The 14,379-nt window shown below is 71.1% G+C and carries 15 protein-coding genes; 3 read left to right on the forward strand and 12 right to left on the reverse strand.

Features of this window, described 5'->3' with window-relative positions; genetic code table 11:
* Positions 1 to 70: 70 nt before the first annotated feature.
* From glgA to AOZ53_RS02325, 4 genes are all read right to left on the reverse strand, one after another.
* The gene (gene glgA / locus AOZ53_RS02310; protein WP_054431842.1) at positions 71 to 1,636 is read right to left on the reverse strand and encodes a glycogen synthase GlgA; all 1,566 of its coding nucleotides are present in this window, start codon (positions 1,634 to 1,636) and stop codon (positions 71 to 73) included.
* Positions 1,637 to 1,796: 160 nt separating this feature from the next.
* Entirely contained in the window at positions 1,797 to 2,771 is a 975-nt protein-coding gene (locus AOZ53_RS02315; protein WP_082385474.1) for a lysylphosphatidylglycerol synthase transmembrane domain-containing protein, read from the reverse strand.
* Positions 2,768 to 3,970: a cardiolipin synthase ClsB gene (clsB, locus tag AOZ53_RS02320; RefSeq protein WP_082380640.1), complete on the reverse strand. Its 1,203-nt coding sequence runs from the start codon at positions 3,968 to 3,970 to the stop codon at positions 2,768 to 2,770. Before clsB ends, AOZ53_RS02315 begins: the two co-directional genes overlap by 4 nt.
* Positions 3,967 to 4,728 (reverse strand): endonuclease/exonuclease/phosphatase family protein, encoded by a 762-nt coding sequence (locus AOZ53_RS02325; protein WP_054431841.1) that lies wholly within the window; start codon positions 4,726 to 4,728, stop codon positions 3,967 to 3,969. Before AOZ53_RS02325 ends, clsB begins: the two co-directional genes overlap by 4 nt.
* 137 nt (positions 4,729 to 4,865) lie before the next feature.
* Here AOZ53_RS02325 and AOZ53_RS02330 point away from each other — a divergent pair, with 137 nt between their 5' ends.
* From AOZ53_RS02330 to AOZ53_RS02340, 3 genes are all read left to right on the forward strand, one after another.
* On the forward strand, positions 4,866 to 5,177 hold the full coding sequence (locus tag AOZ53_RS02330) for a hypothetical protein (RefSeq protein ID WP_054431968.1): 312 nt from the start codon (positions 4,866 to 4,868) through the stop codon (positions 5,175 to 5,177).
* A 122-nt stretch (positions 5,178 to 5,299) separates the two neighbouring features.
* Positions 5,300 to 7,078 carry a hypothetical protein gene (locus AOZ53_RS02335; RefSeq protein WP_180180181.1) on the forward strand — a complete coding sequence of 593 codons (1,779 nt, stop codon included), beginning with the start codon at positions 5,300 to 5,302 and terminating at the stop codon, positions 7,076 to 7,078.
* Between the two features lie 6 nt (positions 7,079 to 7,084).
* A complete protein-coding gene (locus AOZ53_RS02340; protein WP_054431839.1) occupies positions 7,085 to 7,525 on the forward strand; it encodes a hypothetical protein in 441 nt (146 codons plus the stop codon).
* On the opposite strand, the gene AOZ53_RS02345 is transcribed toward AOZ53_RS02340, so the two are convergent.
* From AOZ53_RS02345 to AOZ53_RS02380, 8 genes are all read right to left on the reverse strand, one after another.
* Entirely contained in the window at positions 7,522 to 8,589 is a 1,068-nt protein-coding gene (locus tag AOZ53_RS02345) for a mechanosensitive ion channel family protein (RefSeq protein ID WP_054431838.1), read from the reverse strand. The genes AOZ53_RS02340 and AOZ53_RS02345 overlap by 4 nt on opposite strands.
* Positions 8,590 to 8,677: 88 nt before the next feature.
* Positions 8,678 to 8,869 carry a hypothetical protein gene (locus AOZ53_RS02350; RefSeq protein ID WP_054486714.1) on the reverse strand — a complete coding sequence of 64 codons (192 nt, stop codon included), beginning with the start codon at positions 8,867 to 8,869 and terminating at the stop codon, positions 8,678 to 8,680.
* Between the two features lie 34 nt (positions 8,870 to 8,903).
* The gene (locus AOZ53_RS02355) at positions 8,904 to 9,134 is read right to left on the reverse strand and encodes a hypothetical protein (RefSeq protein ID WP_054431837.1); all 231 of its coding nucleotides are present in this window, start codon (positions 9,132 to 9,134) and stop codon (positions 8,904 to 8,906) included.
* A gap of 22 nt (positions 9,135 to 9,156) precedes the next feature.
* Positions 9,157 to 9,702 carry a DUF4142 domain-containing protein gene (locus AOZ53_RS02360; RefSeq protein WP_054431836.1) on the reverse strand — a complete coding sequence of 182 codons (546 nt, stop codon included), beginning with the start codon at positions 9,700 to 9,702 and terminating at the stop codon, positions 9,157 to 9,159.
* A gap of 270 nt (positions 9,703 to 9,972) precedes the next feature.
* Positions 9,973 to 10,161 (reverse strand): CrpP-related protein, encoded by a 189-nt coding sequence (locus AOZ53_RS02365; RefSeq protein WP_054431835.1) that lies wholly within the window; start codon positions 10,159 to 10,161, stop codon positions 9,973 to 9,975.
* Between the two features lie 109 nt (positions 10,162 to 10,270).
* Positions 10,271 to 12,625: a TonB-dependent siderophore receptor gene (locus AOZ53_RS02370; RefSeq protein WP_156333186.1), complete on the reverse strand. Its 2,355-nt coding sequence runs from the start codon at positions 12,623 to 12,625 to the stop codon at positions 10,271 to 10,273.
* Between the two features lie 212 nt (positions 12,626 to 12,837).
* On the reverse strand, positions 12,838 to 13,779 hold the full coding sequence (locus AOZ53_RS02375) for a FecR domain-containing protein (RefSeq protein WP_054431834.1): 942 nt from the start codon (positions 13,777 to 13,779) through the stop codon (positions 12,838 to 12,840).
* Entirely contained in the window at positions 13,776 to 14,285 is a 510-nt protein-coding gene (locus tag AOZ53_RS02380) for a sigma-70 family RNA polymerase sigma factor (protein ID WP_054477706.1), read from the reverse strand. The genes AOZ53_RS02375 and AOZ53_RS02380 overlap by 4 nt, the downstream gene beginning before the upstream one ends.
* Positions 14,286 to 14,379: the final 94 nt, after the last annotated feature.

Consider the following 14,379-nt stretch of genomic DNA (forward strand, 5'->3'; position numbering starts at 1 on the left):
CAGGCCGGACCGCGCGTAATAGATGCGAGGCGCGTTGCCGAACGTCGGAGGCGTCGCCATGGCTCGGCCCCTACACCGGCGCGCCGGCCGTCAGGGATGACGTCCGCTGCGCCCGGCCGGCGCGGGGCGCAGCCGCCTCGGGCTGCGGCTGGGCTTCGGCGGTGACGGGCGCAGCCCGGGTTAGGGAGCGGAACAGCTCCAGGTATTGCGTGACCGCGGGGCGCCAACTGAAATCCGCGGTCATGGCATTGCGCTGCATGGCGCGCCATAAGGTCGGATGTGCGTGCAACTGGACCGCGCGGTCGATGGCCGCGAGCATGTCCTCGGGCGCGCAGCCGTCGAACAGGACGCCGGTGGCGCGGGCCATGGCGGTCAGCGGCTGACGCGGGCCTGGGTCGTCGATCGTGTCCGCCATGCCGCCCACCCGTGAGCCGATCGGCAAGGTGCCGTAGCGCATGGCGTACAGCGGCGTCAGGCCGAACGGCTCGAAGCGGCTGCCGTGCAACAGGACGTCGCCGCCGGCGTGCAGGCGGTGGGCGCCGGCCTCGTCGTAGCCGATGCGCACGGCGCAGCGCCGCGGATAGCGTGGACCCAGCTCGCGCAGCGCGGACTCCAGGTGCCGTTCGCCCTGACCCAGCACCGCCACCTGCAATGCCGGATGCGCATCCAGCGCGCGCGGCAGGGCCTGCGCCGCGACGTCGGCCATCTTCTGGCCGGTCAGCCGGCTGCACAGGATCAGCAGCAGCGCCTGCGGGTCTTCGCGCAGGCCGTACTCGTGCTGCGCGGCGGCTTTGCACAGGCGCTTGTTGGCCAGGTCCGCGGCGCTGTAGCGCAGCGGTCCCAGGTGCGGGTCGCGCGTCGGGTTCCAGAGGTGGGTGTCGATGCCGTTGGGAATGGCCAGCAGCTCCGCCGCGCGCGTCTGCAGCGTGGCTTCCAGTCCGCAGCCGAACTCGGGTGTCAGGATTTCCCGCGCATAGCGGTGGCTGACGGTCGTGATGCGGTCGGCATAGCGGATGCCCGCCTTCATGAGATTGAGCCGGCCCCAGGCCAACGCGCCCGCTTCGCCGCAGAAGGGCGGCGGCAGGCCCAGTCGCGCCGCGTCCTCGACGGGCGCATGGCCCTGGAAGGCGAGATTGTGGATAGTAAGCACGCTCTTGACGTCCTCGACCCCGGCGGCCCGCAGCAGCAGCGGCGTCAGCGCCGCGTGCCAGTCATGGGCGTGCACCACGTCGGGGCGCGGGAGGCCCGGCAGGCCCTGCGCCACGCGCACGGCGGCATGCGACAGGGCGGCATAGCGCAGGGCGTTGTCGACATGCTCCTGGCCGTTGTCGTCCAGATACAGATGGGCGCGGTCATACAGGGCGTCGTTTTCCAGCAGCAGGAACGACAGGCCCGATTGCGGGCAGATGCCCGCCAGCAGCCGGGCGTCGCCGCCGGGCAAGCCGGGCAGGTGGGCGACCAGGCGGGCGTCGGGCAGGCGCCGCGCGACGCCGCGATAGGCGGGCAGCAGCAGCGTCGGCGGGGTGTGCGCCTGGGCCAGCGCGCGCGCCATGCCGGTGATGGCGTCGCCCAGCCCCCCGGTCTTGGCCAGGGGGAACGCTTCGGCCGCCACGATGAGAATTTCTGTTGGCACCATGCTTGCTCCGGAGTCGGCGGAAGGCCACGGGAACGGGCCCGCTCCGCAAGACCTCGTTCCAAGCAAGTGCCATGCCCGGCGTCGAGCGCTTGGCGACGGGGACGGTACGCGCGGCGCGGCCGTCGTTGTTGCCGCTTTTTGTAATGAAGGGTCTGGCCGGCTAACCCGGCTGCGGATTGCGCTTGCGCCAGGTGAGACGCGCTTCGACCACGGTGAACGCCAACAGGGCCAGACTCAGCGGCGCCAGCGCGTACAGGGCGCGGTAGCCCAGCGCCGCGCCCAGCACTTCGGCCGCCGGCAGGCGCGAGGACAGGGCGGCCACGAATATCGCCTCGGTGGTGCCCAGGCCGCCCGGCACCCGCGTGATGACTGCCGCGAAGCTGGTGCACAGCAGGATGCCCAGCACCATCGGGTAGCCCACCTTGCCTTGCAGCAACACATACATGATGGCGCCCATCAGCATCCATGACAGCGCCGCCGTCACGCTCTGCAATACCGCCAGGCGACCGCGCGGCAACGCCACGCGTTGCCCCATCCACGTCACCGCGCGGCGGCTGGCGCGCACGCAGATCCAGACATACATCGCGGTCGCGGCCAGCAAGCCCAGGCCGACCAGGCGCAGCACCCCCGCGCCGATTTCCCAGCCCGGCGGCGCCGCCAGCGCGCCGCTGGCGAACACCACGCCCGCCACCCAGCCGTAACCGATCCAGTTCGACAGCGCCGAGAACAGCGCCACCCGCGTGGCGACGGCCTTGCGGCAGCCCAGCCGGGTGTACAGGCGCAGGCGCGCGCCCAGCCCGCCCAGCAGCACGCCCAGGTTCAGATTCAACGCATAGCTCAGCATGGCCACGCCCAGGACCCGGGGCCAGGGCAGGGTGTGGCTGGTGTAGCGCCGGGCCAGCAGGTCCAGGCAGGCGTAGGCCAGATAAGCGGGCAGCACCAGCGCCGCGGCCAGCAGCACCGCGGCGCGCGGGATGCGGCGCACCGCCTGCCACACCTGGGGCCAGTCGACCGAACTGCCGAAATACGCCAGCAGGCCCGCCGCCAGCGCCAGCACGACCCACGGCAGCCATCGCTTGACGCGGGGCCAGCGGCGGCGGGCGGCGCGCATCAGGCGCGAACGGTACAGGCTCACAGCGCCTCGCCCTCGCGCTGCCCGACCTCGTCCAGGGTGCGCAGGCGCGGCTTGTGCGCCGGCAAGGCCCCGGCCCAGGCGGGAAAGCGGCGCAGGAAATGGAACACCACCACGCCGACCCAGAAGCGCCGCAGGCGCCGCCGCGAGCCGGGCTGCATGCGCACTGCCTTGCAGTCGTCGGCAATCAGGCGCTCCAGGCTGGCGCGCAGGTCGGCGTTCAGCGCGGCGTCGCGGGCCACCACGTTCGCTTCCAGGTTCAGGGCCAGGCTGAGCGGGTCCAGATTGCTCGAGCCGACGGTGGACCAATCGGTGTCGACGCAGGCCACCTTGGCGTGCAGCGGGCGCTTGCAGTACTCGAAGATCTCGACGCCGGCGTCGATCAGGTAGTCGTACAGCATGCTGGCGGCCAGTTGCGCCACCAGCATGTCGGGCTCGCCTTGCAGCAGCAGGCGCACCCGCACGCCGCGGCGCGCGGCCTGGGCCAGGTCGTGCAGCAGGCGGTAGCCGGGAAAGAAATAGGCGTTGGCGATCAGCACGTCCTGGCGCGCCGCGCGCAGCCCGGCTCGGTAATGACGCTCGATGTCGGTGCGGTGGCCCTGGTTGTCGCGCACCACCAGCCGGCCGCCGCCGTCGCCGGCCGGTACCGGTTCCAGGCGCGCGGGCCAGCGGCGGCGGCCGCGCCGGGGCCCGAGGGCCGCGCGGGCGTAGTCGGCCATGTCGGCGGCCAGCGGACCCTCCACCCGCACGGCATAGTCCTGCTTGGCCTGCGGGCCGTAGTCCCGCAGGTGGTCGGCCGAAAAGTTGATGCCGCCGATGAAGGCGCAGGCGCCGTCCACCGCGACGATCTTGCGGTGCATGCGGCGAAACAGGTTGGTGCGCACGCCGAACAGCCGCGGGCGCGGGTCGAACAGGTGCACGCGCACGCCGGCGCCGGTCAGCGCCGCCAGGAATGCCTCGGGCAACTGGTCCGAGCCATAGCCATCGGCCAGCAGGTCGACGCTGACGCCGCGTTGCGACGCGGCGATCAGGGCCTGTTGCAGCGCGCGGCCGACCACATCGTCGAACAGGATGAAGGTTTCGACCAGGATCTCGCGCGTGGCGCCGTCGATGGCGCCACGCACCGCGGGGAAATAGGCTTCGCCGTTTTCCAGCAGCGTGTAGCGGTTGCCGCTGCGCCAACCCAGGGCAATGTCCGTCATAGCGCGATCTCCGCCGCGATCGGCACGTGGTCGGACAGGCGCGACCACACTCGCGAGGCCAGCGGCACGGGGCGCCAGTCGCGCACGTTGCGCACGTAGATGCGGTCCAGGCGCAGCAGCGGCCAGCGCGCCGGGAACGTGCGGGCCGGCCGCCCCAGGCGCGAGGTGAAGACTTCCTGCACCCGGCAGTCGCGCATCAGCCGGTCGGCCTTCAGGCGCCAGTCGTTGAAATCGCCGGCGATGAGCAAAGCGTCGGCGGCCGGCACCTCGCGCGCCACCAGGCGGCACAGGCTGGCGATCTGTTGGCGGCGATGGCGCTCCAGCAGGCCCAGGTGCACGCAGATCGCGTGCACCGCGCGCGCGCCGCCGGGCAGTCGCAACACACAATGCAGCAGGCCGCGGCTTTCGTGGTCGCCGACGCTGACGTCATGATTCTCGAAGCGCGCGATCGGATAGCGCGACAGGACGGCGTTGCCGTGGTGGCCCGCCGGGTAGACCGCGTTGCGGCCATAGGCGAAATCGCGCCACAGCGTGTCGGCCAGGAACTCGTATTGCGATTGCGTCGGCCAGCGGCCCGCATGGCGCGCGGCCATGCCCTGGTGCTCGCCCACCACCTCTTGCAGGAACACCAGGTCCGGCGCCGCCGAGCGCAACGCTTCGCGCAGGTCGTGCAGCATGAAGCGGCGGTTGAAGCTGGTGTAGCCCTTGTGGGTATTGACGGTCAGCACCGTCAAGGTGGTGGCTTCGGGAACGGACATGGCGGCTCCAGGCGGGGAATCCCTGCCCCGAGCAAGTCCCGTGCCGGGCGCCAGGCGGCGGGCATGCCGCTTGCTGGAATGCGGCTCCATCCGGAATGGAAGCCGACAGCGCTTCCTTCCCGCTCCAGGAGTCGGCAATGACACAGAAGATTTTGCAGAACCGGCAGGCGGGCGCCGCCGCGGGTCCGCGCCCGGCCGACGCGCCCTCCGCCCCGAGACCGCCTGTCCCGCCGGATCAGTCGCCGGCCGAATCGCCGGACGTCGCGCCGCCCGCGCGGCGGGACCCGGACCGCCCCGAGCGCAGTCCGCCGGACAGCCTGCCCAACCCCATGCCGGACGTCGATCCGCAGCAGACACCGGGCATCGACCGGCTTGGCCCTGCCGCGGCCATCCCGCGCCTGCGCGAAACGCGCGCGCCAGCCTCTCGGCCGCGTGCTTCGGGCTTTTAGGAACCCTATTCATGGATATGTACTCGCCCGCCACGCTTCCTCTCGCCCCGCGCGCGCCGCGGTCGCGGCAAACGTCCAAGGGCGCGCGCGGTCCCGCGCGCCCGGTCCGCGCCCTCCCTCCCTTGAACGGGTTTTCCCATGACATCCCGGCATCGTTGGCGGCGCGCGTCGAAGCGCGCCTGGCGCAGGCGCGGCGGCAGGCGTGGATGGCGCGCCTGTGGTCGGGCGATGCATCGCTCTGGACCGGCGCGGACGAGAACCGCTGGCTCGGCTGGCTGCGGCCGGGGGCGGCGCCAGGCAGCATGGGCCGGCTGGCGTCCGCCTGCCGCCGGCTGTGCGTGGCGGGCTTCTCGGATGCCGTATTGCTGGGCATGGGCGGCGCGACATTGGGCGCCGAAGCGCTGGCCCGCATTCTCGGCGTGGCCGGCGGCGGCCTGCGGCTGCGCGTGCTCGATTCCACCGACCCGGCGCAGATTCTCGCGCTCCAGGCGCAATTGGATCTGACGCGCACGCTGTTCGTGGTCGCCAGCAAGTCCGGCGCCACGCTGGAGTCGGGCATGCTGGCGGCCTATTTCCACCAGCGCGTGGTGGACCTGCTCGGGCGCCAGGAGGCCGGCCGGCGCTTTGTCGCCATTACCGATCCCGGCACGCCGCTGCAGGCGCGCGCGCAGCGCGAGGGCTATGCCGCGGTGTTCGAGGGCAATCCCGCGGTCGGGGGACGCAGTTCGGTGCTGTCGCCGTTCGGCCTGGTGGCGGCGGCACTGCTGGGCCACGATCCGGCCAGCCTGGCGCGCGCGGCCCAGCCCATGCGGCGCGCTTGCGCGCGTCATGCCGCGGCGCATCGCAATCCCGGGCTGGTGCTGGGCCTGCTGCTGGGAGAAGCGGCGCTGGCCGGACGCGACAAGGTCACGCTGCTGGCCGATCCCGGGCTGCGGGCGCTGGGCGGCTGGCTGGAGCAATTGCTGGCCGAATCGACCGGCAAGCAGGGCAAGGGCCTGGTGCCGATCGCGGATGAACCCCTGGCCGCACCCTCGCGGTATGGCCCCGACCGGCTGTTCGTGCACCTGGCCAGCACCGCCGCGCCCGACGCCGGGCTGGCCGCGCGCGCGCGCGAGCTGGCGGCGGCCGGTTTCCCGGTGCTGGTCTGCCGCTGCGGCCCGGGGCTGGCCGTGGCGCAGGAATTCTTCCGTTGGGAAGTAGCCACCGCGATCGCCGCCGCGGTGCTGGGCGTCAATCCGTTCGATCAGCCCGACGTGGAGGCCAGCAAGGCGCGCACGCGCGCCCTGTCGGTGGCCGCGGGGCCCGCGGCGGTGGCCGGGGGCGGCGAGCTGTTGCGGGTGGAGGGGGCGCTGGCCTTCCATGGCGAGCCCGCTTCGTCCCCGTCGGCGGCGGCGTTGCTGGCGGCCCATCTGGCGCATGCGGCGCGGGCGGGCGACTACGTGGCCCTGCTGGCCTACCTGCCGCGCGATGCGGCGTGTGAAAGCTGGCTGGCTGGCGCGCGCGGCGACATCATGCGCGCCACCGGCGTGGCCACCCAGGGCGGATTCGGGCCGCGCTATCTGCACTCGTGCGGCCAGCTGCACAAGGGCGGCCGGGCCGGCGGGCGGTTCCTCTTCATCACGGCGCAGGCGCCGGGCGAGCTGGTGGCGCCCGGCCATGCGGCGGACTTCGGCGCCACGCAGCGCGCACAGGCGTTCGGCGACATGGAAGAGCTGAGGGCGCGAGGCCGCCGTTGCCTGCGCGTCCACATCAGCGGCGACCTGCACGCGGGCCTGGCGCAACTGGGGGACCTGCTGCGCCAGGCGCTGGCGCCAGGCGTTGCCGGCCATCCTGGCCGGGCGCGCCATGCCGCGGCGGCCATGCCCCTGTCGGGCGCGGCCAGGGTTCCACATCGGAGGTAGTCCATCATGAAGACCGTAAACATCATCGCCACCGCTCTCCTCGTCAACGCGCTGGCCGCGGCCAGCGGCTGGGCCCAGTCGCGGCCGCCGGACGGCGCGGCCATGCCGGCGCCGAGCGCCACGCCGGGCAATGCCGCTCCCGCGACCCTGCCCAAGCCCGGTTCGACCACGCCGTCCAGGCCCGGCGAACTGCGGGCCCCGCCGCGCAACCCGTCGGCGGCGCAACCGGGCAAGGCCGGGCCGGCACCCGCGCAGAAGACGCCTCCCCCGCAGGGCGAACCCCGCCCCGCCAAGGAAAAGCGGCCGTCCGAACGCCTGGGCGGCGAGGGCGGCACGGACAGCCGCGGAGCGCCGCGCAGCCAGGGCGGCACCGGTTCGACCGGCCAGGGCGGCATGCCCGGCTCGGGCGCCTCGGCCGGCTCCGGCGGGGGCGCCGACACGCGTTAATGGCGCGGCGGCGGCCGGACCACGTGCAGCGTGCGCTCCGGCAGCGCCAGCGCGATGCCGGCGGCTTGCAGGTCGCGCATCACGCCCAGGTAGATGGCCTGCTGCAGGTCCATGAACTGGTTGTAGTCCGCGCTCATCACGTAATAGACCGCCTCGAACTCCAGCGCGCTCTCGGCCAGCCGGGCCAGGTGCGCGCGGTCGAAGCGGGTATCCGGCTGCCGCTCGATCTGGGCGCGGATGATGGCGGGCACCGCCGCCACCTGCTCGACCGGCGTGCGATAGGTGACGCGGATGGAGAACACGATACGGCGCTGCTGCATGCGTTTGTAGTTCTGGATGGTCTGCTTGAGCAGTTCCGTGTTGGAACAGACGATCTGCTCGCCGCCCAGGCTGCGGATGCGCGTGGTCTTGAGGCCGACGTGTTCGATGCTGCCGGCGACCTGGCCGAACACGATGAAATCGCCGGCCTCGAAGGGCTTGTCCAGGCCGATCGAGATGGAGGCGAACAGATCGCTCAGGATGGTCTGCACCGCCAGCGCCACCGCGACACCGCCGATTCCCAGGCTGGCGACCAGCGCGGTGATGTTGACGCCGACATTGTCCAGCATCGCCAGCAGCACGATGACCCAGACCAGCGCGCGCAACAGGAACGACAGCAGCGTGGCCGTGATGGAGCCGGCGCGCCCGCGCGCCGCCACCGCCTCGCTCAGGCCTGCCTCGATGCCGCGGTCGAGCCACAGCGCCAGTTGTAACGCGATCAGCACGAACCAGAGATGGCCCGCGCCGAAACCGCTGCCCGGCAGCGGCGCGCCGACCACGTCGACCGCGATCAGCAGCGAGGCCAATGCCAGGATCAGCCAGCTCGTGCGCAACAGCACCCGCGAAGCCGCGCCGGCCACGCCGTGTCCGGAGGGTTGCGCCAGCCGGTCGAGCCGCGCGCGCGCCAACCGCAAGGCAAGCTTGAGGGCGACAAACAGCGCCGCGCCCGCCACGAGGGCGGCGAGCCACAGCGCAACGGGATGTTCGGCGGGCACGAAGGGGCGGGAAAGCCAGGAAGAAAGCACGGCGCCTCCGGATGCGGGCAATTGCGCAAAGCAGCAATTGCCATGCCGGCCGGGCGCGGCGCGTACCTGACGGCCCGGGCGATGCGCTTCAGGCGGCCAGGCGCATGGCCAGGTTGAACATCACCAGCAGCGCGGTGCCCAGCGCCCAGAGCAGCAACCCCAGCAACAGCCCCAGGGACAGCAGCCGGCGCGGCGCGGGCGCGGCAGCCGGGGGCAGGGAAGGCGCGCCCAATGCCGGGTCGACCAGGGGCGAAGGCGCGGCCGTTTCGGGTGTGATCATGGCAGGTCCTGTCAATCGAAGGCCCACCCCAGGGTCAGGGGGGGGGATTCCAGACCGACGCCTGCCGGTATTGCTCGGCACGCGCCAACGTCCGATAGAAATCGGCGCCGGCGCCGATCAGCATCTCCATGTCTCCGGCGGAGAGCTTGCCCTGCAGGTCCACCAGGCACCTGGCGTAGTCGGAGAGCACCTCCGGCCAGTCGTTCAGATGCCTGTCGGAAACGGGGGTCGCCAACATGCGCGCCAGAAGCTCATCGCGGTCCATATGCTAGCCATATCCGTCGCGATCACTGCTTTTCCGTACTTTGTTTGAGTGACTTGGCCATTTGCAGGTGTTGCTGCAAGGTGGGCAGCGTCTGGATGGCGAACTGCCTGATGTCCGGGTCCTTGACCTCGTTGGAGGCCTTCTCGAACAGTTCGACGGCCTGCTCGTGCGCGCCGACGCCGATCTCGTCGGCATACGCCTTGTCGAAGCCGTCATCGCGCAGCCCCAGGGCCTGCAAGCGCGCCTTCTGCATCACGGACGGGCCGGTGGGCGCGTCATAGCCTTTGTGCTTGGCCAAGGCGGCCAGTTCCTGGCCGGCCTTGCCGTGGTCCTCGATCATCTTCTGCGCGAAGCGCTTGACCTCGGGGCTGCGCGCCTTGTCCAGCGCCAGCCGGCTACCCTCGACTTCCAGGTGGCCCGCCTGCGCCGCGTTTTCCAGGAAGTCGCGGTCGCCACTGTCCAGCCGCGTTTCCGCCTGGGCCGAAGGCGCGGCTTGCGCCAGCGCGGCCTGCGGCCCGCCCAGCGCGAACAACAGCAGGGCTATCGGGGTGAGAAGGCGGATTTTCATGGCGTACTCCCGTGGGATTGCGTGCGCGGCGCATCGGGGGGATGGCCGTTGAGAAACAGCAGTAGCAATCCATGTTCCCGCCGACCGCAACGGGTCCGCGCGGCCACCGCCTCGGCAACCGCGCGGTCCGTGCCGAGGCGGGCGGTACTTTTTACCGATTTGCAGGGGGGGCGCGGCGCGCTGGCCGGGTCGGCCTGCCGCCGGCAGGCGGGGCTGGCGGGCGCAGGGCGTGAAAAAGGGGGCATGGCCCCCGGGGTGGCACGGGCGGGACTACATCCGCGCTCGTGAATGCTGCTGGTCCTGCCAGCCGGCCTCCCAGGCTCGCACCTTCGCCAGCCATTGGGTCAGCGGTTCGCGGGTCCAGGTCGGCATCAGCTCAAGCCTGAAATAGGGGCAGTCCAGTTTCACGGCGCCCTGTTCCGCGGCGCTAGAACCTTGCCTTCTGATGTCGTCATACATTGAGTCTCCCCAACGTTAGAGTGAGCCATCAGCTTGCGCGCAGTTCGCGGCGGCGTCGATGTTTATTACGTAACGACACATTGTTGCGCAAGCCGATGGCCGACCCGCCTCAGTACTGATAGCGCAGCGTCAGCATTACGCTACGCGGCTGGCCGTAATAGTTCTGCCGCGCGGCGCCGCCGAGTTTCTCGTAGTACTTGCGATCGAACAGGTTGTCGACCGTGAGCGTGCCCTCGAGGTGGCGGTTGTAGCGATAGCCGATCTGGGCCGAGACGAGGGCATAGCTGCCCTGGTCCCAACGCACCTTGCCGCTTTGCAGGTAGTTGCCGCTGTTCCAGCGCACGCCCGTGCCGACGCTGAACCCTTCCAGCGCCGGCTGGGTGAAGCGGTAGCGCGTCCAGAGGTTGATGGCGTGGCGCGGCGTGATGGTGCTGTACGAGAGCCCTTCGGTGCCCGGGGCCGCCTCCAGATACTTGGTCTGCGTGTAGGCGTAGCCCGCCACGATGTCCCAGTTCGACAGCAGCGAACCGCTGACCTCGGTCTCGAAGCCCTGGCTGCGCACCTTGCCCGCCGCCACCGAATACATCGGATTGTTCAGGTCGCTCATCGCCCGGTTGCGGTCCAGGATCTGGAACAGCGCGGCATGCGCGTTGAGCCTGCCGTCCATGAACGCGCCCTTCAGGCCGGTCTCGATCTGGCGTCCGACGCGCGGCGCCAGCGTGTTGCCCTGCGCGTCGATATCGGTCTGCGGCTGGAAGATGCTGGTGTAGCTCGCATAGGCCGACAGCTGCGGGGTGAGGTCATACACCACGCCGGCATACGGCGTGGTGCGCGCGGCGATGCGCGTCTCGGCCTGGCTGAAGTCGCCGAAGTACTGGTTGGCGTTGCGCGCGTCGTTCTTCCACCAGGCCAGGCGGGCGCCCGCGATGATCTTCAGATGGTCGGTCGCCTGGAAATTGGCGCGGGTATACAGGCCGAACTCGCTGGTGCGCCCGTCGTTGCCGTTGACCTGCTCCATGTCGGGCCGCGCCATGTCGGTGACCGGCTCGTACACGTTGGTCGGGAACACCGTGCCGCCGCCATAGGTGAAGCGCTTGCGCGTGTAGCTGTAGTCGGCGCCCAGCAGCAGGCTGTGCTCGCGGCCGAAGGCCTCGATCGGCAGGTTCAGGTTGGCGTCCGCGCCCGTTGTCTTCCAGTGGTTGCGGTACGACCAGGCGATGAGGTTGGAATCGCCGTTGAGCGGATTGACGGCCCGGTTGGGCCAGGTGGTCAGGCGCGTGGGCGTGTCGGTATCGCGGTGGAACACGCTCGCCTTGACGACGCCGCCGCCCGCGAGCCGGTGCTCCAGGTCCGCGAAGATCTCGGTGGTGTCCTCTTCGATCTGGTTCCAGGCCGCGCTGAGGTTGGTGCCGCGGCGCACGTCGAGCAGCGAGCCGTCGGCATAGGCCGGCAGGCCGAACGCGGGGGTGGTGCGGGCGCGTTGATACGCCACGCCGGCCGCCAGCGTGGTGTGCGGCGTGAGATCGGCCTCGACGATGCCGTAGAGCGTCGGCCGCGTCGAATTCACCCGGTCCACGAACGAGCCGCGATCTTCGTAGGCGGCGATGAAGCGCCCGCGCACCTTGCCCTGGCTGTCGAAAGGCGTGCTCAGGTCGGCCACTGCCCGGTAGTAGTCCCACGATCCCGCGCTGGCCTGCGCGCCAAAGGCGAATTCCTGCAGGGGGCGCTTGCGCACGAGGTTCACGCTGCCGCCCGGCTCGCCGGTGCCTTGATACAGGCCGGACGGGCCGCGCAGCACTTCGATGCGATCGTAGATGGCGAGGTCGAAGCCCGCCGACAGGTTGCCCGCGCCCGCGGGCGAGCGCATGCCATCGACCTGGATCGAGTCGAGCGTATAGCCGCGGGAGATGAATCCCGAGATATTGCCGCCGCTCGCCAGCGTCTCGACGGTGATGCCGGTCACGTTGCGCATCGCGTCCGACAGGCTGTTGAGGTTCTGGTCATCGAGCTGCTGGCGGGTCACGACCGACACCGACTGCGGGATCTCCCTGAGCGTCTGCGCGCCCTTGCCGAGCGTGACCGCGTGGCTGGCGTACGAACCCGTTCCCTCGCTGGTGGCGCGCTCGGCCGCGCCCATGACGGTCACGGCCTCCAGCTGCGTGACCCCGCCTGGCGACGCGGCCTGCAAGGCATAGGTGCCCGCCCCGCTGGGCGCGGCGCGATAGCCGGTGCCCGCCAGCAGGCGGTCAAAGCCCTGCTGCACGCTCATCTCGCCCGAGAGGCCCGGACTCTGGCGGCCTGCCAGCCACGCGGGGTCATAGACGATCTGTACGCCCGCCGCGGCGGCGTAGCGCGCCAGCACCGTATCGAGCGGGCCCGCGCCGATCGCCACGGCTCGCATCTGCGAGGCCGGCGCCGCGCCGGCCTGCGCCGCGGACTGCGCACCTGCCGTCGCGCTCGCCATGGCCGTGCACCACAGCGCCGACCAGATCATTGCCTTGCGGGATCGCTTGCCCCGCGCTGCGCTTACACGTGCCATCACTCTTTCATCCTTTCATTGTCAAGCTGGAAGCGCCCGCATCCCCTCGATGCGGTCTCACTTCCTACTCCGCACGACAACGAAAAAGTGATCACCTCGATACGAATTTTTTCTGCGCGGCCTGCCTTGGCGGCCGATCAGGCGTCCGCCGGACCGACCGACACCCAGTAGCGCGTCAGGCGCCGCACCGCGATCGGCAGGCGGTCGGCCAGGGCGTGCAGGGCCGCATCGGTATCGCGCAGCGACAGCGCGCCCGACACGCGCAGCCCGGCGACCTCGGGCGAGCAGCGCAGCACGCCCGGACGATGCCGCGCGAGCTCGGCCACGACATCGGCCAGGCGCTGGTCGCGCACGACCAGCATGCCTTGCTCCCAGAGCGCCGCGCTGTCGTCCACGGGCGCGAGCGCGCCGGCCTGGCCGCGCGTGAAGCTGCCACGCTGGCCGGCGTCGATGCGCACCGGCGCGCCATGCGCCGGCCGCGCCAGCACCGCGTGCTCGAATACCATGACCTCGGTGCGATCGTCGATCAACCGCACCGAGAAGCGCGTGCCCAAGGCCTGCGCCTCGCCCTGCGGCGTCTGCACCACGAATGGCCGGTAGGCGCGCTGCGTCTCCTGGCCGGTGGTCACCAGCACCTCGCCCGCCACCAGCACCAGGCGGCGCTCGGCGGCGCCGTAGCGCAGGTCGACGGCGCTGCCGCTGTTCAAGACCAATCGCGTGCCATCGTCGAGGCTGCGGGTCAGCTGTTCCCCCGCGGCGGTGCGCAGGTCCGCGCGCCAGGCGGGCGCCTCACGCCATGCCAGCCAGCCGGACGGCGCCGCCACGCCCAGCCCCAGCATCGCGCGCAGCACGGCGCGGCGGCCCCGCCGCTTGCCGGTGGCGCGCAGCACGTCATGCCCGATCCGCGCCGGCAGCCCGTCGAACGCGCCCAGCACCTGTTCGGCGCGGCCCCAGGCCTGCGCATGGGCCTCGCCCTGCGCCAGCCAGCGCTCGAACGCCCGGCGCGTGTTCGCATCGGCGGGCTCGTAGCGCAGCCGGATCACCCAGCTGGCCGCTTCCTCGAGCAGCGCCTCGTTCATGCGGCGGCGCTCATGCAGGCCATCAGGGCCTTGTGCAGATGGCGCCGTACCGTGATGACGGGCTTGCCGGTCCGCTCGGCAATCTCCCGCAGCGTGAGCCCGTCGAGCTGGGCCAGCAGGAACATGTCGCGCGTCGCGGCCGGCAGGCGTTGCAGCATGGCGTCGATCGCCACCAGCGTCTGCACGATCATGAGACCGGCTTCCGGCGACGGCACCTGCGGCTCGGGCAGGTGCGCGATCGTTTCCAGATAGGCCTGTTGCACCGCGCGGCGGCGCCAATGGTCGATCAGCAGCCCCTTGGCGATATGCGTGATCAGCGCGCGCGGCTCCTCGCGCAAGACGGGCGGCCGGCGCGCGGCCATCAGCCGCACGAACGTGTCGTGCGCCAGATCGGCCGCGTCGCCGCTGTCGCCCAGCTTGCGATGGAGCCAGCCTTGCAGCCAGCCATGGTGATGGCGATAAAGCTGCTCGACCGCGGGGAGGGAAAGGGGGTCGGGAGATTGCAAGATGGCCGCTAGTGTAGCGAATGCGAATAAGAAATACTATTAATTGGAACCGACGAACCGTGGCGGGAATAAAGTTCGTCTTTATTGACGGATG

The sequence above is a fragment of the Achromobacter sp. 2789STDY5608621 genome (assembly GCF_001299375.1).
Lineage (GTDB): Bacteria > Pseudomonadota > Gammaproteobacteria > Burkholderiales > Burkholderiaceae_B > Achromobacter > Achromobacter insuavis.

What these genes read in the sequence shown, in the direction of transcription:
- AOZ53_RS02365 (WP_054431835.1), bottom strand. Translation starts at nt 10,161, where the DNA reads ATGTATGACGACATCAGAAGGCAAGGTTCTAGCGCCGCGGAACAGGGC.
- AOZ53_RS02350 (WP_054486714.1), bottom strand. Translation starts at nt 8,869, where the DNA reads ATGATCACACCCGAAACGGCCGCGCCTTCGCCCCTGGTCGACCCGGCA.
- AOZ53_RS02370 (WP_156333186.1), bottom strand. Translation starts at nt 12,625, where the DNA reads ATGGCGAGCGCGACGGCAGGTGCGCAGTCCGCGGCGCAGGCCGGCGCG.
- AOZ53_RS02325 (WP_054431841.1), bottom strand. Translation starts at nt 4,728, where the DNA reads ATGTCCGTTCCCGAAGCCACCACCTTGACGGTGCTGACCGTCAATACC.
- AOZ53_RS02375 (WP_054431834.1), bottom strand. Translation starts at nt 13,779, where the DNA reads ATGAACGAGGCGCTGCTCGAGGAAGCGGCCAGCTGGGTGATCCGGCTG.
- AOZ53_RS02360 (WP_054431836.1), bottom strand. Translation starts at nt 9,702, where the DNA reads ATGAAAATCCGCCTTCTCACCCCGATAGCCCTGCTGTTGTTCGCGCTG.
- AOZ53_RS02340 (WP_054431839.1), top strand. Translation starts at nt 7,085, where the DNA reads ATGAAGACCGTAAACATCATCGCCACCGCTCTCCTCGTCAACGCGCTG.
- clsB (WP_082380640.1), bottom strand. Translation starts at nt 3,970, where the DNA reads ATGACGGACATTGCCCTGGGTTGGCGCAGCGGCAACCGCTACACGCTG.
- AOZ53_RS02330 (WP_054431968.1), top strand. Translation starts at nt 4,866, where the DNA reads ATGACACAGAAGATTTTGCAGAACCGGCAGGCGGGCGCCGCCGCGGGT.
- AOZ53_RS02355 (WP_054431837.1), bottom strand. Translation starts at nt 9,134, where the DNA reads ATGGACCGCGATGAGCTTCTGGCGCGCATGTTGGCGACCCCCGTTTCC.
- glgA (WP_054431842.1), bottom strand. Translation starts at nt 1,636, where the DNA reads ATGGTGCCAACAGAAATTCTCATCGTGGCGGCCGAAGCGTTCCCCCTG.